The organism is Nocardia coffeae, assembly GCF_019890715.1.
GTDB classification, from domain to species: domain Bacteria; phylum Actinomycetota; class Actinomycetes; order Mycobacteriales; family Mycobacteriaceae; genus Nocardia; species Nocardia jiangxiensis.
The window spans coordinates 87910-112224 of record NZ_JAINZY010000016.1; the positions used below are offsets into that span (position 1 = coordinate 87910).

Annotated in this window: 18 protein-coding genes; 11 read left to right on the forward strand and 7 right to left on the reverse strand. The window is 68.3% G+C overall.

Annotated elements, in window-relative coordinates:
- Window positions 1-335 precede the first annotated feature (335 nt).
- From K7711_RS39120 to K7711_RS39135, 4 genes are all read left to right on the forward strand, one after another.
- On the forward strand, window positions 336-3182 hold the full coding sequence (locus tag K7711_RS39120; protein WP_222976522.1) for an SWIM zinc finger family protein: 2847 nt from the start codon (window positions 336-338) through the stop codon (window positions 3180-3182).
- Window positions 3179-4291: an ATP-binding protein gene (locus tag K7711_RS39125; protein WP_040827348.1), complete on the forward strand. Its 1113-nt coding sequence runs from the start codon at window positions 3179-3181 to the stop codon at window positions 4289-4291. The genes K7711_RS39120 and K7711_RS39125 overlap by 4 nt, the downstream gene beginning before the upstream one ends.
- On the forward strand, window positions 4288-6645 hold the full coding sequence (locus K7711_RS39130) for a DUF5682 family protein (protein ID WP_222976524.1): 2358 nt from the start codon (window positions 4288-4290) through the stop codon (window positions 6643-6645). The genes K7711_RS39125 and K7711_RS39130 overlap by 4 nt, the downstream gene beginning before the upstream one ends.
- Window positions 6646-6748: 103 nt before the next feature.
- Window positions 6749-7906, forward strand: a complete 1158-nt coding sequence (locus K7711_RS39135; RefSeq protein WP_222976526.1) for a VWA domain-containing protein — start codon at window positions 6749-6751, stop codon at window positions 7904-7906.
- 293 nt (window positions 7907-8199) lie between these two features.
- Here K7711_RS39135 and K7711_RS39140 read toward each other — a convergent pair whose 3' ends face one another.
- From K7711_RS39140 to K7711_RS39150, 3 genes are all read right to left on the reverse strand, one after another.
- Window positions 8200-10719 carry an ABC transporter permease gene (locus K7711_RS39140; protein WP_222976528.1) on the reverse strand — a complete coding sequence of 840 codons (2520 nt, stop codon included), beginning with the start codon at window positions 10717-10719 and terminating at the stop codon, window positions 8200-8202.
- Window positions 10719-11486: an ABC transporter ATP-binding protein gene (locus K7711_RS39145; protein WP_222976529.1), complete on the reverse strand. Its 768-nt coding sequence runs from the start codon at window positions 11484-11486 to the stop codon at window positions 10719-10721. Before K7711_RS39145 ends, K7711_RS39140 begins: the two co-directional genes overlap by 1 nt.
- 77 nt (window positions 11487-11563) lie before the next feature.
- On the reverse strand, window positions 11564-12820 hold the full coding sequence (locus K7711_RS39150; protein ID WP_222976531.1) for a serine/threonine-protein kinase: 1257 nt from the start codon (window positions 12818-12820) through the stop codon (window positions 11564-11566).
- Window positions 12821-13088: 268 nt separating this feature from the next.
- Here K7711_RS39150 and K7711_RS39155 point away from each other — a divergent pair, with 268 nt between their 5' ends.
- From K7711_RS39155 to K7711_RS39170, 4 genes are all read left to right on the forward strand, one after another.
- Window positions 13089-13859: a deoxyribonuclease IV gene (locus K7711_RS39155; RefSeq protein ID WP_222976533.1), complete on the forward strand. Its 771-nt coding sequence runs from the start codon at window positions 13089-13091 to the stop codon at window positions 13857-13859.
- A gap of 97 nt (window positions 13860-13956) precedes the next feature.
- Window positions 13957-14889 (forward strand): TauD/TfdA dioxygenase family protein, encoded by a 933-nt coding sequence (locus K7711_RS39160; RefSeq protein ID WP_222976535.1) that lies wholly within the window; start codon window positions 13957-13959, stop codon window positions 14887-14889.
- Window positions 14890-15115: 226 nt separating this feature from the next.
- Entirely contained in the window at window positions 15116-16327 is a 1212-nt protein-coding gene (locus tag K7711_RS39165) for a CaiB/BaiF CoA transferase family protein (RefSeq protein WP_222976537.1), read from the forward strand.
- Window positions 16327-17238: a hydroxymethylglutaryl-CoA lyase gene (locus tag K7711_RS39170; RefSeq protein WP_222976539.1), complete on the forward strand. Its 912-nt coding sequence runs from the start codon at window positions 16327-16329 to the stop codon at window positions 17236-17238. The genes K7711_RS39165 and K7711_RS39170 overlap by 1 nt, the downstream gene beginning before the upstream one ends.
- Before the next feature lie 28 nt (window positions 17239-17266).
- Here K7711_RS39170 and K7711_RS39175 read toward each other — a convergent pair whose 3' ends face one another.
- Entirely contained in the window at window positions 17267-17992 is a 726-nt protein-coding gene (locus K7711_RS39175) for a TetR/AcrR family transcriptional regulator (RefSeq protein ID WP_222976541.1), read from the reverse strand.
- 60 nt (window positions 17993-18052) lie between these two features.
- Between K7711_RS39175 and K7711_RS39180 the strand changes: the two genes are divergently transcribed.
- Window positions 18053-19675 (forward strand): FAD-dependent monooxygenase, encoded by a 1623-nt coding sequence (locus tag K7711_RS39180; protein ID WP_235748468.1) that lies wholly within the window; start codon window positions 18053-18055, stop codon window positions 19673-19675.
- Between the two features lie 269 nt (window positions 19676-19944).
- Here the strand turns inward: K7711_RS39180 and K7711_RS39185 are convergent, their stop codons facing one another.
- A complete protein-coding gene (locus K7711_RS39185; RefSeq protein WP_157186430.1) occupies window positions 19945-20196 on the reverse strand; it encodes a hypothetical protein in 252 nt (83 codons plus the stop codon).
- 279 nt (window positions 20197-20475) lie between these two features.
- Here K7711_RS39185 and K7711_RS39190 point away from each other — a divergent pair, with 279 nt between their 5' ends.
- Window positions 20476-20985 carry a hypothetical protein gene (locus K7711_RS39190; RefSeq protein WP_222976543.1) on the forward strand — a complete coding sequence of 170 codons (510 nt, stop codon included), beginning with the start codon at window positions 20476-20478 and terminating at the stop codon, window positions 20983-20985.
- A 27-nt stretch (window positions 20986-21012) separates the two neighbouring features.
- On the opposite strand, the gene K7711_RS39195 is transcribed toward K7711_RS39190, so the two are convergent.
- Window positions 21013-22134: an acyl-CoA dehydrogenase family protein gene (locus tag K7711_RS39195; protein WP_222976545.1), complete on the reverse strand. Its 1122-nt coding sequence runs from the start codon at window positions 22132-22134 to the stop codon at window positions 21013-21015.
- Between the two features lie 9 nt (window positions 22135-22143).
- Window positions 22144-23316, reverse strand: coding sequence for an acyl-CoA dehydrogenase family protein (locus K7711_RS39200; protein WP_222976547.1), 1173 nt, complete (start codon window positions 23314-23316; stop codon window positions 22144-22146).
- A 226-nt stretch (window positions 23317-23542) separates the two neighbouring features.
- Here K7711_RS39200 and K7711_RS39205 point away from each other — a divergent pair, with 226 nt between their 5' ends.
- Window positions 23543-24271, forward strand: a complete 729-nt coding sequence (locus K7711_RS39205) for a hypothetical protein (RefSeq protein WP_222976549.1) — start codon at window positions 23543-23545, stop codon at window positions 24269-24271.
- The last annotated feature ends 44 nt before the right edge of the window (window positions 24272-24315 follow it).

A 24315-nucleotide genomic window follows, 5' to 3' on the forward strand; every position in this document is an offset into this window, starting at 1 on the left:
GAACCGTCCCGGACGGGGTGCTTATGGCCATCGAGCGGTGATCCGCCCGATGTCCACCCCTCGGCCGTCCCCGACCGGGCAGTTCTACGGGTCTCACCCGAATTCGGGTGGTTCGGATCAACCGAACAGAACAGAATGACAGAGTTCGATCTCCAGCACAAGAGCGCATGAAGTTTCAATTACTCACCGCCCCAGCGATATTGGTCTCGCAAACCCACCGCGAACCCGGTCGCCGAACCCGTCGGGCGATTCCTGTCGGTGGGGTGGGGTAGAAATCCGATCAACCGAATGAACGGGGGACGGCAGTGCCGACGACACCAGTGGGAACCGAATCGATGACATGGACCGCACAGCAGGTCGCCGCGCTGGCACCCGATGCCGCATCGCTCACCGCCGCGCGAAAACTGCACGGGCGGTGGAACTCTGCCGGATGGTGTGCCACCGCACTGTGGGGGCTGTGCAAGGGCAGCGGCGCGAAGCCGTACCAGACGATCGTGGATCTGTCCGGGCCCGCCTACAAATGTTCCTGCCCCAGCCGGAAATTCCCCTGTAAGCACGCCTTGTCGCTCCTGCTGATCTGGTCCGACGGCATGGTGTCCGAGGCCGCCGCACCCGCCGACCACGCTGCGGAATGGCTCGGCGCCCGCGCGCAGCGAGAAGCCAAAACCGCTGCGGCACAGCAGAAGACGCCATCGGCAGCCACGGCGGCACAGCGCCGCGACCGGGTCACGGCCGGACTCGCGGATCTGGACGTGTGGTTGTGCGATCAGGTGCGCACCGGGCTGGCCCAGGCGGATCGCTCGTTCGGCGCTTTCGAATCGGTCGCCGCGCGGATGGTCGACGCACAGGTTCCCGGCGTGGCATCCGTGCTGCGGCAACTTCCACGCAATGTTGTCGGCCGGGAGGACTGGCCGGCGGTCCTGCTGCGCGAGTACGCCCGGCTACACCTGCTCGCCACGGCACATCGCCGCCTCGACGATCTCGAACCGGCGCTGGCCGCCAGTGCGCGCACGCACATCGGCTATCCGGTCACCGCGGAGTCGGTCCGCAGCGAATCCGCCGTCCGCGATCACTGGATGGTGCTGGGCCTGCGGATCACCGAGGAGGAACGGGTACATACCCGCAAGGTCTGGGTACGCGGGCGGACGAGTGGGCGCTGGGCACTGATCCTCGACCACTCGTTCGGTACTCCGGCCTTTCCCGCGGATCTGCCGGTGCCGGGCTCGATGGTCGATGCCGACCTGCATTTCTATCCGGGAGCCGCCGCACTGCGTGCGCTGTGGGGCGAACGGCACGACGTTCCTGAGCCCATCCCCCGGCCGTTCGCCACCGCGCCGGAAACCCCCGGCGCGGAGCCGGGCGGTATCACCGACGCGCTGACCGCGCACGCCCGTGCCCTCGGCACGGATCCGTGGCTGCGATCGTGGCCGGTGCTGCTCAGCGATGTCGTTCCGGTGGTGTCCGGCGATGCCTGGTCCGTCGTCGACCACGCGGGCTCCGCACTCCCGCTGGCACGACTGGCCCGCCAGCCCTGGCAGCTGATGAGTCTGTCGGGTGGACATCCGGTCGCGGTGGTCGGGGAATGGACCGCAGACGGTCTCGTGCCGGTGTCGGCGTGGGCGGGCGGTGAGATGGCCGCCATCGACGCGGAGGCGATCGGTGGATCCCGGGCGCAGACGGACGAACTGGCCTCGGTCGCCCTGCTGGGTACGGCACGTCGCGGCGTCGATCCGGCCGTACTGCCCGAACCGGTGGCCGAGGCCGCCGGTCGCCTGTCCGGCGATCCGGCACAGATTCTGCTCGAGGCCGCCGCGCTACAGGACGTCTTCGCCCGCGGCGCGGTCCTGCCCGGCACGGGTGAGCCGCCCGAACCCGCAGAGACCGACCAGCGCCCGATCCTGCCCGCTCCGGCCGCGACTCGCCTCGTGCGCCTGCTGAGCGAGGCGTCGCCGTTCCTGACCGAATGGTTCGAGGTCGCCGAACCGCACGATTTCCGCGCACCCGACGCGATCTGCACCCTGCTGCTGGACCAGGCGAAATCCCGTACGCCCCTGCGTGAGTCACTGCTGCGTCTGGCCGGGGAACGCGGCCGCTGGCTGGCCGAACACCACGCGCCGTGGCACACCCTGGCCCGCGCCAGTCCCGACGATCGGAGCGTCTGGTCGCACGGCCGCCCCGCCGAGCGGCGCGCCTGGCTGGCTCAGTTGCGGGCGCACGATTCCTGCGCTGCCCGCGAAACCCTCACCGGCACCTGGCATTCCGAACCCGGTCCGGTACGCGCGGATCTGCTGGCCGTCCTCGCCGAAGGACTCACCCTGGCCGACGAGCCGCTCCTGGAATCCGCGCTCGACGACTCACGCGCCGAGGTCCGCCGGGTCGCCGCCGATCTGCTCGCCCGCCTGCCGGATTCGGCCTTCGCCGCGCGGATGACCGAACGCGCCTCGCGCTGGCTCACCTTCGACGGCAAGCAGTTGGTCGCCGATCTGCCCCACCGGCTGGAGGATTCGGCCCGCCGCGACGGCATCGCGGACCGCACCGCGCACACCGCCTACCGGCTGGACGGAGCGCCGCACGTCACGGCGGAGTGGCTACGACGGGTGATCGCCGCGACCCCGATGCGTCACTGGGACGCGCTGCTGGGCGCTCCCGGATCGGCTGCCCGGGTGGGTATGCGCGCCGATCTGCTCGGTCCGGTCACTGCCGGATGGGCCGATGCCGCACTCGCCCAGCACGACAGCCGTTGGGCCGCAACATTGTTCGAGGTGCTGACCGGCACCCCGACGCTCGGGGCCGACCCCGATGTGCGGCGGCAGCTGTTCGCCCTGCTTCCGCTCGACCGGCGGGTGGAGTATCTGCGCACACTGGACAGCAGCTGGCTCGCCGAGATCGAACTGCTGGTGCAGGCGGTGCCGCGGCCGTGGCCCGTCCCGCTGGCCCAGTACCTGATCCGGCTGTTGCTGGACCGCGCCAAGCTCGCCGCGGCACGTCCCGGCGCGCCGGGCCTGTCCCCCGCGTCCTATCGCACCCTGTTCCGCACTGCCGCGGTGCACTTCCCGATCGAGGCCACCGCCGCGGTCGAGATCGCTGCCCGCCGCTGCGGTGATCCCTACTGGGAGACCTGTTTCAACGAGCTCGCCCATGACCTGATCCAGCGCACGACCATGCTCGAGGAGTTGCAATGACCACGACGGATACCACCGATTCCGCATCGAACAGCCTGCTGCGTCCGCACGCCGAACAGGCCTTCGCCGATGAGCTGCGCGCACTGGCCGCGGCCGACGACCGCCCCCGCCCGCCCTCGTGGCGACTGTCGCCGTGGGGTGTGGTCACCTACCTGCTGGGCGGCACCCTGTCCGACGGCACCGTGGTGAGCCCCAAATACGTCGGGCCGCGCAGGCTGATGGAGGTCGCGGTCGCCACGCTCGCGACCGACCGCGCACTGTTGCTGCTCGGTGTGCCCGGTACCGCGAAAACCTGGGTGTCCGAACATCTTTCGGCGGCCGTGTGTGGTGAGTCGACATTGTTGGTGCAGGGCACCTCCGGAACCGCGGAGGAGGCGATCCGCTACGGCTGGAACTACGCCCGGCTCCTGGCCGAGGGCCCCAGCGAGGGCGCGCTGGTGCCCTCCCCGGTGATGACGGCCATGCGCCTGGGTTCGATCGCCCGCGTCGAGGAGCTCACCCGCATCCCCTCCGATGTACAGGATGCGCTGATCACGGTGCTCTCGGAGAAGACCCTGCCGGTCCCCGAACTGGGGATGGAGGTGCAGGCCACCAAGGGCTTCAACGTCATCGCCACGGCCAACGACCGCGACCGCGGCGTCAACGAACTGTCCTCGGCACTGCGGCGGCGCTTCAACACCGTCGTTCTGCCGTTGCCCGCCGACGAGGACGAGGAGGTCGCGATCGTGACCCGCCGCGTCGAACAGCTCGGCGCCGCATTGGAACTGCCCGCGGTGCCCGCCGCCGCGGAAGAGGTGCGCCGGGTGGTCCGGGTCTTCCGCGAGCTGAGATCCGGAATCACCGCCGACGGCCGGACCAAACTCAAATCCCCGTCCGGCACGCTGTCCACCGCCGAGGCGATCTCGGTGATCACCAACGGACTCGCGCTCTCGGCGCATTTCGGCGACGGTGTCCTGCGCGCCGCCGATATCGCGGGCGCGGTGCTCGGCGCGGTCGTGAAGGATCCGGTGGCCGATGGCGTGGTGTGGACCGAATATCTGGAAGCGGTCGTCCGCGAACGGGAGGACTGGGCCGACTTCTACCGGGCGTGCCGCGAGGTCCACGCATGAGCCCACACCACACAGCCGACTCACCACCGGAATCGGCCCCGGCCGCCGAAGCGCCACAGACCCGTGTGTTCGGCATCCGCCATCACGGCCCGGGATCGGCGCGCTCACTTCGCCTGGCGCTGGAGCAGTTCCGGCCCGATGCCATCCTGATCGAGGGCCCGGCCGATGCCGATCCGCTGATCGCCCACATCGCCGCCGCGGACATGACGCCACCGGTCGCACTGCTGGCCTATGTCCCGGATACCCCCTCCCGCGCCGCATTCTGGCCCTTCGCGGTGTTCTCCCCCGAATGGCAGGCCCTGCGCTACGCCCATGAGCATGAGGTCAGCGTCGGCTTCTGCGACCTGCCCGCGACCCACGCCCTGGCCGCGACCGACGAACCCGGCGACCGCACCGACCCCCTCGCCGTCCTGGCTGCCACCGCGGGCTACGACGACCCGGAACGCTGGTGGGACGCGGTCATCGAATCCAGCGCCGACGCAGACGTTTTCGACGCCGTCACCGAGGCCATGGCCGCCCTGCGCGAACCGACCTCGGAGCCCAGCGGTTCGCCGGCCGAGACCGTCGGCGCGGGCGACGATATCCACGCCGCTGCCGATCACGAGATCGACCCACCGACAGCGATCGATCCGGCACGCGAGGCCGCTGAGCTGATCGGATCCTCGGTGGATCCGCATACCTTGCGGCGCGAGGCATACATGCGCCAGACGATGCGTAAGGCATTGAAGGGCGGGGCCGTGCGACTCGCCGTGGTGTGCGGCGCTTTTCATGCTCCGGCGCTGGTGGGGCCGCTCGGGCCCGCGGCAGCCGATGCGCGCATGCTCAAGGGATTGCCGAAGGTGAAGGCGACCTCGACATGGGTGCCCTGGACACATTCGCGCCTGGCGGGTTCCTCGGGTTACGGCGCGGGAGTCACCTCGCCGGGGTGGTATCACCACCTGTTCACCGAGACCGATCAGCCGATCGTGCGCTGGCTCACCAAGGTCGCCGGAACCCTGCGGGCACACGACCTGCCGGTATCCAGTGCGCACATCATCGAATCGGTGCGGCTCGCGAACACCCTCGCCATCCTGCGCGAGCGACCGTTGCCGGGGCTCTCGGAAGTCACCGAGGCCACCCGAGCGGTGTTGTGCGAGGGCGACGAGACGATGTTGCGCCTGGTCACCGGGGAGCTGGTCGTCGGCGAGGCGCTCGGCTCGGTACCGGAGGACACCCCAGCGGTTCCGCTCGAGGCGGATCTGCGCGCACAGGCGCGTTCGCTGCGGCTGACGCGTCAAGCCCTGTCCCGCCAGCTGGATCTGGACCTGCGCAAAGATCGCGACGTCGCGCGCTCACACCTGCTGCACCGGTTGGGACTGCTCGCAATCGGCTGGGGCACACCGACATCGAGCGAGGTCCGCAATACCGGAACCTTCCGGGAGACGTGGACGCTGGTCTGGGAGCCCGAACTCGCCATCGCCGTCATCGAGGCATCCCGCTGGGGCACCACCCTGCTGTCCGCCGCGGAGGCGAAGATCCTGGACTCCGCCGCCGCACCCGATGCCACCGTCGCCGATCTGGGCGGCGCCCTCGAACAGGCCCTGCTGGCCGATCTCGGCGGCGCGGTGCCGGGACTGGTGGCCCGGCTCGAATCCGCGGCCGCGGTGGATCACGACGTCACCCGTCTGCTCGCGGCTCTGCCGGGGCTGATCCGCACGCTGCGGTACGGCGATGTGCGCGGTACCGACGTCGCGGCGCTGGCCCGTGTCGCCAACGGGATGCTGGTGCGCATCTGCGCCGGATTGCCCAGTGCCGTCACCGGATTGGATGCCGACGCCGCGGCCGCCCTGCGCGTCCTGCTGGACGACGCGCACCTGGCCCTGGCCACCCGCGACGACGAGTGGTCGACCCGCGAATGGCACAGCGCCCTGGGCAAACTCGCCGACCGCGGCGATGTGCACGGCAGCCTGGTCGGCCGTGCGGTCCGGCTGCTGTGCGACGCGGGCATCCTGGACGACGCCGAATCCGCCCGTCGCCTGTCCGCGGCGCTGTCGGTCGGTCACGATCCCGCCGAGAAGGCCGCGTGGATCGACGGATTCCTCGGCGGCCGCGGCCTGCTCCTCGTGCACGACCGGAACCTGTTGCACCGCATCGACATCTGGCTCCGCAGCCTGGACGAGGACCAGTTCGTCGCCACTCTACCGCTCCTCCGCAGAACCTTCGGCGCCTTCGAATCCGGTGAACGGCAGGCAATCGCGCAGGCCGTCCGCGACGGCGGCCCCGTCCCGGTCGCCCCGACCCGAACCGGCGGCTTCGACCCCGACCGCGGCGCACTGGCCCTGCACGCCGTCACCCGAATCCTGGCAGTCGCGTAATGCCCGGAAACTCACCCGCCGTGCACCGGCCGATCACCGACCTGACGACGAAACCTGCACGCTGCGGATTCAACCGCAGCGCTACGAGGAGGCATTACCACCGATGACCGACATCGATCGAACACAGTCTCGCCGTTGGCGTCTGGTGCTGGGCGCGCCCGCGGAGTCCTGCCTGGGCGGGCTCGGTTCCGGAGGTGACACGGCGATGGATCGGGCGCTCTCGGCGCTGTACAACGCCGAGGAGCTGACGCCGTCGGAGAAGCGGACGGGCGGGCTGGGCGGATCGGCGCCCAAGGTAGCCCGATGGCTGGGTGACATCCGCAGCTATTTCCCGTCCACCGTGGTGGAGGTGATGCAGCGTGATGCGGTGGAGCGGCTCGATCTGACGCAGCTGTTGCTCGAACCGGAACTGCTCGAGGCCGTCGAGCCCGATGTGCACCTGGTCGGCACCCTGCTGAGCCTGAACCGGGTGATGCCCGAGACCACCCGGTCCACGGCACGCATGGTGGTGGAGAAGGTGGTGCGCGAGATCGAGCGGCGCATCGCCGCGCGGACCGTTGCCGCGGTGTCCGGCGCGCTGAACCGCGCCGCGCGCACCACGCGTCCACGGCTGCGCGATATCGACTGGGATCGCACCATCCGCCGCAATCTCGCGCACTACCTGCCCGAACACCGCACGGTGGTACCCGAACAGCTGATCGGGTACGGCCGCAAGTCGCAGGCGGTGCGGCGCGATGTGGTGCTGGCGATCGACCAGTCCGGATCGATGGCCTCGAGCGTGGTGTACGCCTCGGTGTTCGGTGCGGTCCTGGCCTCGATGCGTTCGCTGAAGACCTCGATGGTCGTCTTCGATACGGCCGTCGTGGATCTCACCGATCAGCTCTCGGATCCGGTCGACGTCCTGTTCGGCACCCAGCTCGGCGGCGGCACCGATATCAATCGCGCCATCGCCTACAGCCAGCAGCTGATCACGCGTCCGGCCGACACGCTGTTCGTCCTGATCTCCGACCTGTACGAGGGCGGGATCCGCGCGGAGATGCTGCGCCGGATCGCCGCGATGCGGGAATCCGGCGTCCAGGTGTTGGTCCTGCTGGCGCTGTCCGACGACGGCGCACCCGCTTACGACCACGAGAACGCCGCCGCACTGGCCGGACTTGGCGTCCCCGCCTTCGCCTGCACCCCGGACAAATTCCCGGATCTACTGGCCGTGGCCCTCGACCGCGGCGACGTACGCACCTGGGCGAACAACCACGCGGGGTGAGCCGGACGCTACGTCCCCGGCGCGCTGCTGCCGAGCGCGCTCAGGAATCCCATCAACGACTGTGCCAGTCCCAAACCTGCATTCAGAACCCCCAACGCGCCACCGAGCGTGCCGAAGAGATCCATCTCCAGACTCCTTCACCGACCATGTGGACCAGCGGGCGAACCGGACAGATGCAGATCATACGATCCGCACACCCCCGGACCCGGTATCTCGCCTGCGCGTCACCCGACGACCGTGTCGCCCCGGGGAACTCGCCGACGAGACCGCCGGATGCTCGACGCCCGCCGTGCTCACAGATCGGCGATGGCGGCCAGAGGTGGCGTGCGCGCGGCCCGGATCCCGGGCCACACGGCGGCCAGTACACCCACCACGCCGGAGCCGACCAGCATCAGCACGATCTGGATCCACGGCACGGTGATCGTGCTGATGCCCAGATCACTGAGGGTCCGCAGGAATCCGACGCCGAGTCCGAGCCCGAGCACCACGCCCACGAGCGCACCGAACACCGCGATCAGCATCGACTCCAGATAGATGCTCCGGCGCACCTGCGGTCGCTGCATGCCGACCGCCCGCAACATGCCGATCTCGCGACGGCGTTCGACCACCGACAGTGCGAGCGTGTTGACGATGCCGAGCACCGCGATCACCACCGCCAAGGCCAGCAGCCCGTAGAGGATCGCGAGCATGGTGTCGATCTGTTGGCCCCGCGTGCCCTTGAATTCCTGCCGGTTCTCCACCTGCACCACGACGAACGGCGCGGTCGCCTTGACCAGGTTCTGCCGCATGAGCGTCAGATCGGCCCCCGGCGCGGCGGAGATCAGCACGATCACATCGGCGCGGAACGCGACGGGCATCACCTGGTCGTACAGCGCCGAGGACACCACCAAGGATCCGAGCAACTGGGTGTCCTTGTAGATTCCGGCCACCGTGACGGTGAACTTCTTGTTGTCCATGCTGGTCAGCTGCACCTGCTGACCGGCGTGCCAATTGTGTTTCCCGGCTTCGGTTTCCGAGACCTGAATATCGTTGTCGCCGAGTGTCTTGTCGCCACTGCGAATCTCGTAGTTCAGGACGGGACTCATCGCCGCATCCGGTGAGATGCCGTACAGCGGATCCTCGCCGATCTTCATCTGCACGCCGCGGAAGGCCACCGCATCCTGGACTCCCGCAACGGATCTCACGGCCTGCCCCGCGCCGACGGGCACACCGATCAGCTGCGGACCGGTCAGGACGTAATCGGCCTTGACGCCCTGGTCGACCACGTCGCTCACACTCGCCTTCGCCGAGGCTCCGAGCATGCCGATCGCCGAGACCAGCATCAACCCCAGGGTGAGCGCGAAAGCAGTCGCCGCGGTGCGCCGCGGATTGCGGACCGCGTTGTTGCGCGCCATATGCCCGATCGGCCCGAACGGTCGCACCAGCACGCCGAGCGCCGCCAGCACCGGCCGCGACAACGACGGCGAGGCGAACAGCACCGCGAAAATCAGTGCAGCAGCACCGATTCCGACGGTCAACGCGGCATTGCCGCCGGTGTGGCGAGCCCCGAGCACAACCAGCACGACACCGACGACCGCGAGCGCCACGCCGATGCCCGTGCGCAACCGCAACGATTCGCCGGTCGAGGCGAACTCCTCGCGCATGGCCTCCACCGGCGGAATCTTGGCCGCGCGGCGCGCGGGCGCATAGGCGCTGCCCACCGTCACCACCAGACCGATGCCCAGCGCCGCCAGCACGGTACGCACCTGCACCTGCATGGCCCCGGTGGGCAATCCCAGGTCGAAGGCATTGAGCAGCCCGGACAACCCGAACGCCAACGCGATGCCACAGGCCAGACCCAGTGCGCTGCCGATCAATCCGATGATCGCCGCCTCGGCCACCACCGACAGCCCCACCTGCCGTCTACTCGCACCCACCGCACGCAGCAGCGCCAGTTCCCGCAGCCGCTGCGCCACGATCATCGAGAAGGTGTTGTAGATGATGAACGTGCCCACCAGCAGCGCGATCGCACCGAAGGCGAGCAGGAAGTAGTTCACGAATTTGAGCGCGTTGCCGACCTGGGCCTTCAGATCCGCGCGCACCTGATCGCCGTCGAGCACCTTGTAGCCCGGCAGAACCCGGGACAGCCTGTCGCGCACGGTATCCGCCGAGACGCCCGGCGCCGCGGCCACGTCGACGTAGCCCACGTGCTGTCCGTCGGTGAACAGTTCGCGCGCCTGAGCGTCGTCGAACAGAATTCCGATGAATCCGCCGGAATCGGAGCTCATGGTGTAGATCCCGCTGACGGTCACCACGATATTGCCCTTGGACGGGATGAGGATCTCGGTGCGATCCCCGACCGACAACCCGGCGCGTTGCGCCCCACCGGAATTGATCGCGACCTGTCCGGGGCCGGTGGGCGCGACGCCCGCGACGATCTTCTGCGGTTCGGCGACGGCCTTGTCCGGCGGCAGATAGGACTGCCCGAGACTGGGCGCACCACCGGTCTGCACCGCGTGACCGTCCTTCAGCAGCACGACCGGCCCCTGCACCGCGGGGGCGACCGCCCGCACGCCGGGGGTCGCGGTGACCTTGTCGATCACGTCGAGCGGAACGCCCAGCGACGTACGTTCCTCGGGCTGCACCCGCACGTCCACGCCCTTGGCCTGATCGGCGAAGATGCCGTTGAAGGTGCTCTGCAGGGTGTCGGTGAACACGAAAGACCCTGCGATGAAGGCGGTTCCGAGAATCACCGACAGTACGGTCAGCGCCAGGCGCACCTTGTGCGCGGCGAGATTGCGCAAGGCCACCTTGCGCATCGGGCTCGCGGCCATCAGGCGTTCTCCAGCTTTTTCATCCGGTCCAGCACGGATTCGGCTGTGGGATCACGCAATTCGTCGACGATGCGGCCGTCGGCGAGGAAGATCACCCGGTCGGCGTAGGAGGCGGCGTGCGGCTCGTGGGTGACGATGACGACCGTCTGCCCGAATTCGTCGACGGCCGCGCGCAGGATCGAGAGCACCTCGCCGGAGGACCGCGAGTCCAGATTTCCGGTCGGCTCGTCGCCGAAGATGATCTCGGGTTTTCCGGCCAGGGCGCGGGCGCACGCCACGCGCTGCTGCTGGCCGCCGGACAGTTCGCTGGGCCGGTGGGCGAGCCGGTCGTTCAGGCCCAGGCGTTTGATCACCGTGTCGAGCCAGTCCTGATCGGCGTTGCGGCCGGCGATGTCCAGCGGCAACGTGATGTTCTCCAGCGCGGTCAACGTCGGGACCAGATTGAACGCCTGGAACACGAAACCGATCCGGTCGCGGCGCAGTGCGGTCATCTCCTTGTCGGACAGGCCGGTCAGGTCGGTCCCGCCGATGTGCACCGCGCCGGAGGTGGCCGCGTCGAGCCCGGCCAGGCAGTGCATCAGGGTGGATTTGCCCGAGCCCGACGGACCCATGATGGCGGTGAACTCACCCGTGGCGAATTCCGCGCTCACCCCGTCCAGTGCCCGGACCTGGGTGTCTCCAGTTCCGTACAGCTTGACCAGATCGGTAGCGCGGGCCGCGATCGTAGTGTCGGCAGTGGTTTCGGTGCCCAGGGCATCGGCAGTCATGTTCTCCAGTGTTGCCTGACCCGCACGTCTGCGCCATCAGGAATGCCCCCCAATACTTCGGGGGTATACCGGACCGGCTAGCCCAGCGAACCGATGATCGCCAGCACGACCAGCAGGATGACGACCGCGCCGACGATGATGCCGATGATCAGGCCGGTGTTGGATTTGCGCTGCGGCGGCATCTGCGTGGGCTGATAGCCGTAACCGGTCTGCTGATACGGCGAATTCTGCGGATACATCTGCTGCGGGGGCGGCGTAGGCGAACGCACCGGCATCGGCACAGGTGCGGGCCCGGCGGTGGGCATGGGTCCGGCGTTCTGCATGCCGGGGCCGGTCCGCTGCGGCACCACGGGATTGCCGGGGCCGGTTCCGGTGAGGCCCATCTGCGGGCCGACGGTCTGCGGCCCTACCGTCTGCGGGCCCAGGGTCTGCGGGCCGACGGTCTGCATACCCGGGCCGGTGAACTGCCGCGGCGGCGACAGCGGAACCCCCGGGGAGCTGGGCGCGGCGAGGGCGCGGCGGGCCGCGGCGGCGAATTCCGCGCACGAGACGAACCGGTCGTCCGGGCGTTTGGCCATGGCCTTGGCCAGCACGCTGTCCATCGCGGGCGGGAGGCCGGGCCGGATCTTGCTCAGCGGCGGCGCGGGCTCCTGCAGATGTCCGCGAATCACCGCGGCCGGATTCGACGCGGCGAACGGCCCGGTCCCGGTGAACAACCAGAACAGGCTGCAGGCCAGCGAGTATTGATCCGCGCGGCCGTCCAGGTTGGCCCCGGTGAGCTGTTCGGGCGAGGCGTACGCCAGCGTCGCGGTGAACGTGCCGGTCTGGGTGAGGTGGCCGCCGTCGTCACGCAGCCGGGCGATGCCGAAGTCGGTGAGGTAGACGCGCTCGCCCTTACCACCCGTCGAGCGGGCCAGCAGCATGTTCGCGGGTTTGACGTCGCGGTGCATGACGCCGTTGCCGTGCGCGTAGTCCAATGCCTCGGCGACCTCGCCGATGATCTGCACCGCTCGCTCGGGCGGGAGTTTGGTGGGGTCCACACTGGCGGCATCGATACCGTCGATGTACTGCATCGAGATCCACAGCTGACCGTCTTCGAGACCGCGGTCGTAGACAGTCACGATATTGGGGTGGTCCAGCTGGGCGACCAGATCGGCCTCGCGCTCGAAGCGGGCACGGATCTCCTGATCGGATACCATTTCACGGTTGAGCAGCTTGAGCGCGGTCTTGCGCGGCAGACGGGGATGTTTGGCCAGATATACCGAACCCATGCCGCCGCGGCCGAGCAATTGCTCGACGAGATATCCGGCGAAGATCTCACCGTTGGCCACCATGATGTCCGCTCCCACTTCCCGTGCCGCGCACCGGGACCCGCCAGCGCACGGCCGTGTACCGCATGAACTCCGTCGTCGTTACGAGCCGACCACGGGAAACACCGAAACCATAGCAGCCCGGAGGAATCCGCACCCGCGGTGGCGCGAACGCCGCCGCGCCCCCAGCGCACCGATCCCATGCGGGTTGATCGCCCCGGAAGGACCGGTGGAAACGGCCTGTTCCGCGCCCCGGCGGAACCTGTCGGTGGGTACCGATACGCTCGGTCCCATGCGCATTGGAGCACACGTCAGACAAGACAGTGATCCGATCGGCTTCGGCGAGAAACTGGGCGCCGAGGTCATCCAGATGTTCGTGGTGGATCCGCAGAGTTGGGACAAACCCCAGCCGCATCCGCTGGCCGAGCAGATCAAGGCCAGCCCGATCGAGTTGGTGGTGCACTCCTCGTATCAGATCAACGTGGCCAGCACCAACAATCGCCTGCGCATGCCCTCGCGGCAGGCGGTGGCGCTGCAGGCGCAGGCGGCAGCCGATCTGGGGGCGTTCGGCCTCGTCGTGCACGGCGGGCATGTGCGCTCGGATGCGGAGATCGAGGCCGGTATCACCAACTGGGGCAAGCTGTTCGAGCGCCAGCAGGACAAGGGCGGGTTCGCGGTGCCCATCCTGATCGAGAACACCGCGGGCGGAAATCACGCCATGGCCCGGTATTTCGACTCCATCGCCAAACTCTGGGACGTCGTCGGCGAGTACGACGCGGGATTCTGCCTGGACACCTGTCACGCCTGGGCCGGCGGCGAGGAGCTCATCGGCGTCGTGGATCGGATCAAGGCCATCACGGGTCGGATCGATCTGGTCCATCTGAATTCCTCACGCGACGAGTTCAATTCGGGCGCGGATCGGCACGCCAACTTCGCCGAGGGCACCATCGACCCGCAACTGCTGGCCGAGGTCTGCCGCACCGCCGGTGCGCCGGTGGTCCTGGAAACCCCCGCGGAGGGCGTCGCCGAGGATCTGGCCTATCTGCGCGAACATCTGGGCTGAGCGCGAGCGTTCGGATCCTCCTGACCGCAAATATGGTTCGTCCCGCTCGCCGGTGATGTGCTGCTCATGCACCACAGATCCGAGCGAAAGGCGCTTCATGTCCGTCGATCACGCAGTAGAAACCGAGACAGCCGTGCAGGTCGTCAAGCTCGGCACCCACATCGGCGCACGTATCGAGGGCGTCCGGCTCGGCGGTGACCTGTCCGCGCCGGCCGTCGAGGCGATCCGCGCGGCGCTCAACGAACACAAGGTGATCTTCTTCCGCGGTCAGGACCACCTCACCGAGGACGGCCAGTACGCGTTCGCGGAGTTGCTGGGCACCCCGACCACACCGCATCCGACGGTCACCTCCCGCGGTGTCCGATCGCTGGCCATCGACTCCGAGACCGGGCGGGCCAACAGCTGGCACACCGACGTGACCTTCGTGGACCGGGTACCCAAGGCATCGATCCTGCGCGCGGTCACGCTGCCCAGCTACGGCGGTTCGACCACCTGGGCCTCCACCGTGGCGGCCTACAACTCGCTGCCCGACCCGCTCAAGCGCCTGGCGGAGGGTCTGCGCGCGGTGCACACCAACGCCTACGACTACGCCGCCGGTCACGGCAAGGATTCGGATCCGAAGTACCAGTCCTATCGCGACGAGTTCGTCTCCAGCTACTACGAGACCGAGCACCCGGTGGTGCGCGTGCACCCCGAAACCGGTGAACGCGCCCTGCTGCTGGGACATTTCGTGAAGCATTTCGCAGGACTGAACAACTCCGAGTCCCAGGCGCTGTTCCGGCTGTTCCAGGACCGGGTCACCCGGCTCGAGCACACCACCCGCTGGAACTGGTCGCTGGGCGACGTCGCGATCTGGGACAACCGCGCCACCCAGCACTACGCCATCGATGATTTCGACGGCGCCGAGCACCGCAAGCTCACCCGCATCACCCTCGCGGGCGATATTCCCGTCGGCGTCGACGGCCGGACCAGCACGGTGATCGCCGGTAACGCCGAGCACTATTCGGTGGTCGAGCAGGCCGCCGCCTGATCGCGCCGCAGCCGAAGGTCCCCGTCGCCGATTCCCTCCGCGACCGAGACTTTCGGCTGCCTCGATGCCCCTCACGGACCGATCGCCCATTCGGGTCGCACCGACACCGAGCCGGCTGCCGCAGTTCGGCCGAGTTGCTATACCGCAGAGTGTCGGCATGGCCGTCCGCCTCTCCGGCGCAGGCGCGGGCTACAGGACTCCCGCCGAGACTGGTTGAATCGATTCCATGGAGATTCGGCCGCTCGACGGAGTGCGGGTACTGGAGCTGGGCAATTACATCGCGGCGCCGACCGCGGGGCGGATCCTCGGCGATTTCGGCGCCGAGGTGATCAAGGTCGAGCGGCCGAAAACCGGTGACGAACTGCGTAACTGGCGGTTGTACGGTGGCGACACCTCGATGCTGTACCGGACCGTGAACCGGAACAAGAAGTCCATCACCCTGGATCTGCGGTCCGAGGCGGGCCGGGCGATCGTGCTCGATCTGGTCTCCCGATCCGATGTCCTGCTGGAGAATTTTCGGCCCGGCATGCTGGAGAAGTGGGGGCTGGGCCCGCAGGAGCTGAACGCGGCCAATCCGGATCTCATCCTCACCCGGATCTCCGCCTACGGTCAGACCGGACCGATGTCCCAGCGACCCGGCTTCGCGGCGGTGGCCGAGGCCGTGGGCGGTCTGCGCGAACTGGTCGGCGATCCGGATCGACCGCCGGTACGGGTGGGCGTGTCCATCGGCGATTCGATCGCCGGGATCTACGCGGCCTTCGGCACGGTGATGGCCCTGTTCCGGCGCGAGCGGTCGAACGAGTCGATTCCCTTGCCGCACCGCATGATCGACGTCGCGCTGAACGAATCGATCCTGTCGGTGATGGAATCGCTGGTGCCCGACTACTACGCCTACGGCATCGCCCGCGAACGCGTCGGCGGCCGGATGGAGGGCATCGCCCCCAGTAACGCCTACCCCTGCTCGGACGGGTTCAGCATCATCATCGGCGGTAACGGCGATGCAATCTTCCAGCGCTATATGCAGGTCATCGAGCGGCCCGATCTGGCCGCGGATCCGGAACTGGCCGACAACGCCGGTCGCTGGAAACATCGCGAACGCCTCGATGCCGCCATCGCCGAGTGGACGCGCGGCCACACCCGTGACGAGGCGCTGGCGATTCTGGAGAGCGCAGGCATCCCGTCCGGCCCGATCTACACCGCGGCCGATATCACCACGGACGCGCAGTACCTGTCGCGCAACATGATTCAGCACTTTCCGGTGGACGTCGGCGAATCCGAGCCGAAGCAGGTGGGTTTCCCGGGCATCGTGCCGGTGATCGGCGAGGCGTCGCTGCCGATCCGCAACGTCGGCCCGGATCTGGGCGAGCACACCCACGAGGTGCTCGCCGGACTGCTGGGCATGTCGCAGGAGCAGATCCGCGACTTGGAGGTGGACTGATGCTGCGCGATGTCACGCTACGTGACGGCCTGCAACTGACCGGCAAGGTGCTACCCACCGATCGCAAGGTCGAACTCGTGCGCACCCTGCTCGGTCTGGGCGTGCCCACGCTGGAGATCGGTTCGATGGCGCGGCCGGATCTGGTGCCGCCGATGGCGAACACGATGGATCTGATCGCCGCTCTGGAACCCGAAGAGCTGCAGCACTGTTGGGTATGGGTGGCCACGCCCCGGCATGTCCGCCGAGCCGCCGAGGCCGGTGTGCGCAATTTCCAGTACTGCTTCTCGGCGTCCGACGCGCACAACAAGGCCAATATCGGGCGCACCACCGAGGAGAGCCTGGCGGCCATGCCCGAGGCGATCACCCTGGCGCACGAGGCCGGAGGATCGATTCAGTTGTGCCTGGCCACGGCGTTCACCTGTCCGTTCGACGGTCCCGTCGATCCACGTCGGGTGCTGGACATCGCGAACGATCCCCGCGCCGAGGGTGCGACCGATATCGTCGTCGCCGACACTCTCGGCCAAGCGCATCCGCGGCAGGTCAGCGATCTGATCACTGCCGTGCGGGCCCGAACTCCCGAGCGCCGCATCATCTTCCACGGCCACGACACCTGGGGTATGGGCGTGGCGAATTCGCTGGCCGCACTCGATGCCGGAGCCACCATGGTGGACGGTTCGCTCGGCGGGCTGGGCGGCTGCCCGTTCGCCCCCGGCGCGAGCGGCAACACCTCGAGTGAGGATCTGCTGTTCGCCACCCGCCCGGACTGGTTCACCCCGGACACGCTGGCAACCCTGGTCGGCCTGTCCCGCGACCTGCTCGGCGAACTCGGCGAACCGAATCGGTCCCGTACCGCCGAAGGCGCCCGATCCGAGGCCGACGCCTTCGAATGGGTTGTGCACGAAAAGAACTGATCGGTCCGCCACGCAGCCGCCGGACGGTTCACGCCGGCAGACCGAGCCTGAGGGTGAGGCCGTCGAGGATACAACCGAGGGTCCATTCGACCGGCTCGTCGGGGCCCGCGCCGGTACGCCCCTGGAACCATCGGCTGAAAGCCGGATAGCGGCCTTCGGCGAGAATCGGCTCCACGAAGGGGCGGGCGGCCGCGGCCAGCTGGTCGTCGGTGTGCAGGCCGACGCGCGTGCGCATGCGTTGCTCGTGCGCCAATTGCAGTGCCGCGCCGAAGAGATGCCCGTCCACCGCGCTCGTGATCAGTGACAGCTCATCGGCGGTGCGACCCAGCGGCTCCAGCATCGCGAACCGGAAATCGAAGTAGCGCAGCGCGTTCGGCCCCAGCGGTGGGCGGGTGTGCACGAGCTCCCCGAACCAGAGGTGGCGCAGCAGTACCGCCCAGGTTTCCCGTGCCAGGTGCTCGAGACCCGAACGCCAGTGTGCCGCAGGCTCCTCCGGCAGCGGTATCTCACCGTAGACGGCGTCGATCATCAGATCCACCAGACCGTCCTTGCTACCGACGTAGCGATACAGCGACATCGGGGTCGACGCGCCCACGGCCGCGGCGACGCGACGCATGGTCAGCGCCGGCGCTCCCTCGGCGTCGGCGATCGCCAGGGCCGCGTGCAGGATGCCCGCGCGACTGAGACTGGTCGTGGGCCGTCCGGGCGGTTCGGGCAGGGTCCAGATCAGCGGTCCCGGAGCCTCCTCGGTCATTGCACCTCCTCGAAAATCCGTCCCTTGCCGGGCATTCAACCATTGGTGTACAACGTACATATGATGTACGACGTACACGAACCTCGGGTACTGATCGTCGGCGGCGGACTCGTCGGCCTGACGGCTGCCCTGTTCCTGCGGTACCACGGTGTGCCATCGCTGCTGGTGGAACGGCGCGCGACCACATCCCCACAACCCAAGGCCCGGCGGATCAACATCCGCACCATGGAACTGTTCGACCAGATCGGCATCGGCGAGACGGTCCTGGACGCGGCGCGCGATCTGTCCGCCCACCAGGCCATGGCCGCCGGGCCGACCCTGGCCCGCGCCACCCGCCTGCCGTTCACACTGCCGGGCGGCATGCCCGACTGGGCCGCGATCACCCCGTCCACGGCCTGCCTGTGCGCACAGGATCTGCTCGAACCGACCTTGCGCACCCTGGCCACCGAGCGCGGCTGCGATATCCGCTTCGGTGTCGAATGCACCGAATTCACCCAGGACACAACGGGCGTCACGGCGACGCTACGCAGCGCCGACGGCGATCCCCGGCGGATGCGGGTGAGCTATCTGATCGCCGCGGACGGAGCCGCGAGCCCGATCCGCGAGCGCCTGGGTATCACCCGCAGTGGTCGAGGCACCCTGGGCCGAGCGGTGAACGTCTATTTCCACGCCGAGTTGTCGAATCTGGTGCGGGGCCGCGAATTCAATCTCTGTCAGATCGAGAACGACCGCGCACCAGGGGCATTCATGTCCGTGGACGGCGCGCGCCGATGGATCTTCAGCACCTCGCACGATATCGACCGCCCGGTGCGGGATTGGCCGCGCGCGCTACGGATCGCGATCGGCGAACCGGATGTCGACCTCGAGGTGGTGAGCGTATTGCCCTGGGAGCCGGGCATGTTCGTCGCCGACCGGTATCGCGACGGCCGGATCTTCCTGGCCGGGGACGCCGCCCATGTCATGCCGCCGTATGCGGCCGCCGGCGCGAACACCGGCATTCACGACGTGCACAACCTTGCCTGGAAGCTTGCCGCGGTACTGCGCGGCGCCGCCGGGCCCGGTCTGCTGGACACCTACCACACCGAACGCCACCCGGTCGGCTGGTTCACCGCCGACCAATCCAGCGTCCGCACAGCCGATCTGCGCACCCTGGCCCACCGCTCGACCGACGGCACGCCACTGGCGGACCCCATCGCCATGATTCTCGGCCAGCGCTACCCGTCCGGAGCCTTCATCGACGATGACAGCCCACACACCCTGACTCACCTGGATCTCACCGGCCAGCCCGGCACCCGAGTGCCACATCTGCCCCTGCCCGACGGCCGCTCCACCCTCGACCTCCCGGGCCCCGGCTTCGCCCTGCTCACCGGCCCGCAGGCCGACCATTGGCAGCTGTCGAAGCGACTGCCCGACGCGCTGCGCGAAACCGGCTGTGCAGCAACACCACCGGATGCATCCTCGACCGAACGCCGGGCAGATCACCGTATTCCGCCGAGACCGCGCACATACGTCCACACCCTGGACGAAAAGTGGTGCGTAGCAGCAGGTATCACCAGATCGGGTGCACTGTTGCTACGTCCCGATCAGATCGTCGCCTGGCGCACGCCGACCGCGCCCGCGGACCCCGCGACGGCACTGGACTCCGCACTCGATCGAATCCTGGCCGAACCGCAAAAGCGCTGAGCGCCACCGATTCACCGGCAGCATGCGAATCCACAGCCGATGCGCCGAACGTCCCACCCGGCGCGAGATCAGCCGGATCACCGCATCGGACAGCACCTGACCACAGCGGTAATCGTCGTGTGTCGCAATGGATCACCGAGGGCGTCCATCGTGGATTGCCGGACCCGCACGAGGTCCACAGATCGGCTCGAACCGCATACCCGACGAGGTCGGGCACGTAATTCCTTATCGCCCAGCGGATTTCCGCGGGCGTTCACCGACCCGCGCGTTCAGGCCGATCCGTGCGCATCGGCCCGAAGCTTCAACAGCACCAAACCGGCGGTGCTGGCGAGGATCAGGCCTGCGACGGTGACCAGGACGCGTAGATCGACAATGCCCATCACCGCTCCCACCATGCCGCCTGCGAAAATCACCCAGGCCACGAGGCGCGAGACGATCGCCCAGACGGGACGCGAGGATTCGGCTGCGGCCGAATCACTCTGGGGCGCCGCGCCCAGGGGGGTCGTCGAGAAAGCTCCCATCACCACTCCTCGATGACGCCGCCGGAGCCGTGAATTTCACGGTTTCCCCCGGCATATTGAAGGCGTCTCACGTGTAACTTTGCCCACACGCTACGTCTCCGTTGTCAAATCTCCACCCGACACGCGTATGACACGCCGAAGTTATCGATCCGTTATCTGAACCAAAGGTGTTTGACATGACGGGTCGGTATCTTGTCGACCAGCACGCTCATCTGGCCCCCGACCCCGGCACTCGGATAATGTGAGGCCGGTTCGGGACAATTGAGGAGCTAGTCACCAATGCACGGCAGCAAGGCGGAGTTGGGGGATAACGCCGAGGACATCCCACACCGCCTGACCGCCAAGGTGGCAGGCCCGGCGATCGCGGCGGGCGCAATCTCGTTGGGGCTGGTACTGATCGGAGCCTGCGGACTCGGACAACACGACGTCTATGTCGCTCCGCCGCCGCTCAGTGCGGACGGACACGTCGTCACGGGCACCCGCGCCGCGAGTGCGACGTCCTACGTCGTGGTCATCCCGCCGTCGCCGTCCTGGCATATCGCGGCCAGGACCACGCCCCGCCCCACCTCGACCACCTCGCCGTTCCCCTCCGATCCGTCCTTTCCGGCCGCGACGCCGACCATGGATCCGTTCGACGAGCAGAGCTTCGATCCCCCGGGCAACACCACGCCGCCGACGAGTACCACCGACCCGTACGGCGGGGACACGACCACCACCGCGCCCACCTCGGTGACGACCGATCCGCAGTACCCCCACCATCGGCTGCCGTCCGAGGAGGGCGACAACTGACGGGGAACGGCCGTCACCGCGGTCGCGCTACAGCTCGACCAGGTCGTATTCGCCGAGGCGATCGGTCAGCACCCGCAGATGCTCGAATCCGCCGCCGAAGGTGTGCTCGATGGCGGTGAGTCGCGCGACGTAGTGGCTGACCGGATATTCGGTGGTGATGCCGATACCGCCGTGCATCTGGACCGCCTCCTGACCGATGTGCCGGGCGGACCGGCCGACCTGCAGGCGAGCCCGCGAGGCCACGGCCGGATCGGGTTCTCCCTCGGTCAGCGACGCGGTGGCGTACACGCTCATGCTCCGGGCCAGTTCCAGGGAGACGTACATGTTCGCCGCACGCTGGGTGAGCGTCTGGAACTTGGACAGGGTGACCCCGAATTGCTTGCGGGTCTTCAGATAATCGGTGGTCAGCCGCAACGCCTCGGCCATCGCACCGACCGACTCCGCGCACAGGCTCGCCTGCGCCTGCACGATCTGCGCAGCGATGGCCGCCGAGGCGTCACCGGATTCGCCGAGCAGTTCGGCCGCCGCGCCGTCGAACTCGATCTGCGCGCCGCGCAGACCGTCGAAGGTGCGATACGGCATCCGGGTGGTGGCGTCGGCCGCGACCAGGAACAATCCGATCCCGCCACCGGGCAGCGTCGCGCTGACGACCAGTAGGTCGGCGCAATCACCGTGCGACACCGGATTCTTCACACCCGTGATCCGGTAGCCGTCGCCGTCGGCAGTCGCGGTGACCGCCGAACCGGTTGCGGGCCAGCGCGTTCCGGGCTCGTCATGGGCGAAGGCGAGCAGTGTCGCGCCGGAGACGACCTCGGGCAACACCCGAGCACGCTGTTCGGCGGTGCCCACCCGGGCGATCAACCCGCCGGGCAGCAGCACCGCATCCAGCAGCGGTTCGGGCGCGAGCCGGCGGCCGATCTCCTCCATGACCACCATGGTCTCCACCGGACCGGCGCCCACGCCGCCGTCCTCCTCGCTGAAACTCAGTCCCAGCACACCCAATTCGGCCAGCTGGCCCCACACGTCGCGGTTCCAGCCCAGTTCGGTGTCGATCACCTTCAGCCGGTACTCCGGGTCGTAGCTGCGGGCCAGCAGATCGCGGACGGTGTCGCGCAGCATGCCCTGTTCATCGGTGAGTTCGAAATCCATGGCTGCGCCTCACAATCCGAGGATGGTGGAGGCGATGATGGTGCGTTGCACCTCGCTCGATCCTCCGTAGATGGTGGTCTTGCGGAAGTTCAGGTATCCGGGACCGCTGCGCTGCGCCCAATCGGGCGAGGCGATGGCCTCGGCGTTCACCGGCAGGGAGTCCGGGCCCGCGATGTCCAGCAGCAGTTCGGTCGCGGCCTGCTGCAGTTCCGAACCACGCAGTTTCAGCACCGAGGAGACCGGATTCGGTTTGCCCTCGGCGGAATTGGCCACCACGCGCAGCAGGGTCAGCTCCAGGGCCAGCAGTTCGTTCTCCAGCTCGGCCACCCGCGCGCCGAACACCGGATCCTCGAGCAGCGTGCCCGAGCCGATCTTCGTCTGCGCGGCATACTCCTTCGCGACCGCGAGCTTGACCTTGGTGCGCCCCACACCGGTGATGCCGGTGCGCTCGTTGCCGAGCAGGAACTTCGCGTAGGTCCAGCCCATGTTCTCCTCGCCGACCAGCTGATCGGCGGGCACCCGGACGTTCTCGAAGAAGACCTCGTTGACCTCGTGATGTCCGTCGATCAACTTGATCGGGCGGATCGTCACACCGGGGGTGTTCACATCGAACAGCAGCATCGAGATGCCGGCCTGCTTCTTGGGCGCGTCCGGATTCGTGCGCACCAGGCAGAAGATCCAGTCGGCGTACTGAGCCAGGGTGGTCCAGATCTTCTGGCCGTTGACGATGTACGAGTCACCGTCGCGCGCCGCGGTGGTGCGCAGCGAGGCCAGGTCCGAACCGGCGTCGGGCTCGGAGAAGCCCTGGCACCACCAGATGTCGAGGGAGGCGGTCGGCGGCAGGAAGCGCTGCTTCAGTTCGGTCGAACCGAACTGGGCGATCACCGGGCCGATCATGTTCGCGTTGAAGGTCAGCGGCTCGGGCACGCAGGCCAGCTGCATCTCGTCTTCCCAGATGTGACGCTGCAGCGGCGTCCAATCCTTGCCACCCCATTCGGCGGGCCAGTTCGGCACCGCGAGACCGTTCGCGTGCAGGGTCTTGTGCGCGGTCACGATATCGTCGCGGGAGAGTTCCCGGCCGTATTTCACCTTGTCCCGAATCTCGGCCGGAATCTTGGTCCGGTAGAACTCACGCAGTTCGTCCCGGAAGGCCACCGCATCGGGTGCCAAAGCAAGTTTCATGGGCGTCTCCCACCGTGTTGGATTTCCGGGCTCAAACCTACTCCCCGGTAATCCGGACCTGTCGGATGGATCACACCAGCGCATTCGCCCCGGCCGGCGCAGCACGCCCGGTCCACCCCACTCGACCGGCTGCCAACTGGTAGGTTGCTCCGGAAGCAGGCTGCGGCCGTCCGGCGAATCGGACGAATTCGGTGGCCGACCGGTTCACGATCAAGGAGTACGACGAGTGAACGGCAGGATCCTCGCGCGTCTGGCCGCGCTCTCGGCCTGTGCCGCAATCGGCACCGCGACCGCATTCGGCACCGCAGACGCCGCGCCGAGCGCGACCGACACCGCGATCGATCACCTCACCACGGCCGTGGGCTCCGATGCGGCGGCGAAGAACGCGGTGAGCAAGCTGGCCAAGTCCACGCATCTGCTCACCGCCGCCAAGCTCGATCACATCGCGGGCGCGTTCCAGCCGTTCTGGTTCTCCTCCCCCACCTTCGGCTGCCCCGGCAACCCGGTCACCATGACGGTGTCTTCGGGCGTCGCGGGATCCAACGGGGCCGACAACGGCCTGCACGGCGGCTACGGCACCCTGCGTTTCCAGGCCACCACCGCCACCCCGGGCTACGCCACCGGTTCGGGCCTGAACGTCGCGTGGCTCAACACCGGCAACGGCCGCAGCGGCGTCAGCGCGCTCGACGACATGACCCAGTACCACCTGCCCGGCCTGTCCAAGACGGTCGCGACCGGCCCCGGCACCGTCGTCGCGGCCCTGTGGGGCACCATCGGCTATCCGGGCGGCACCTGCGTCATCGCACCCACCGTCGGCGCCTTCACCGTCTACAACGCGCCCGGCCCCAACTTCAACGCCCCCATCCCCGACCCCACCACCCCGGCGGCCCCGAAGCCCGCCCCCGGCCAGGCGGTCCCCGGCGGCGTCCCCTCGGGCCCGCGCAGCGCCCACTAGTTCCGCCCCGAGAGAAGTGATTCTCCCGGGGCGGCATTTTCCGT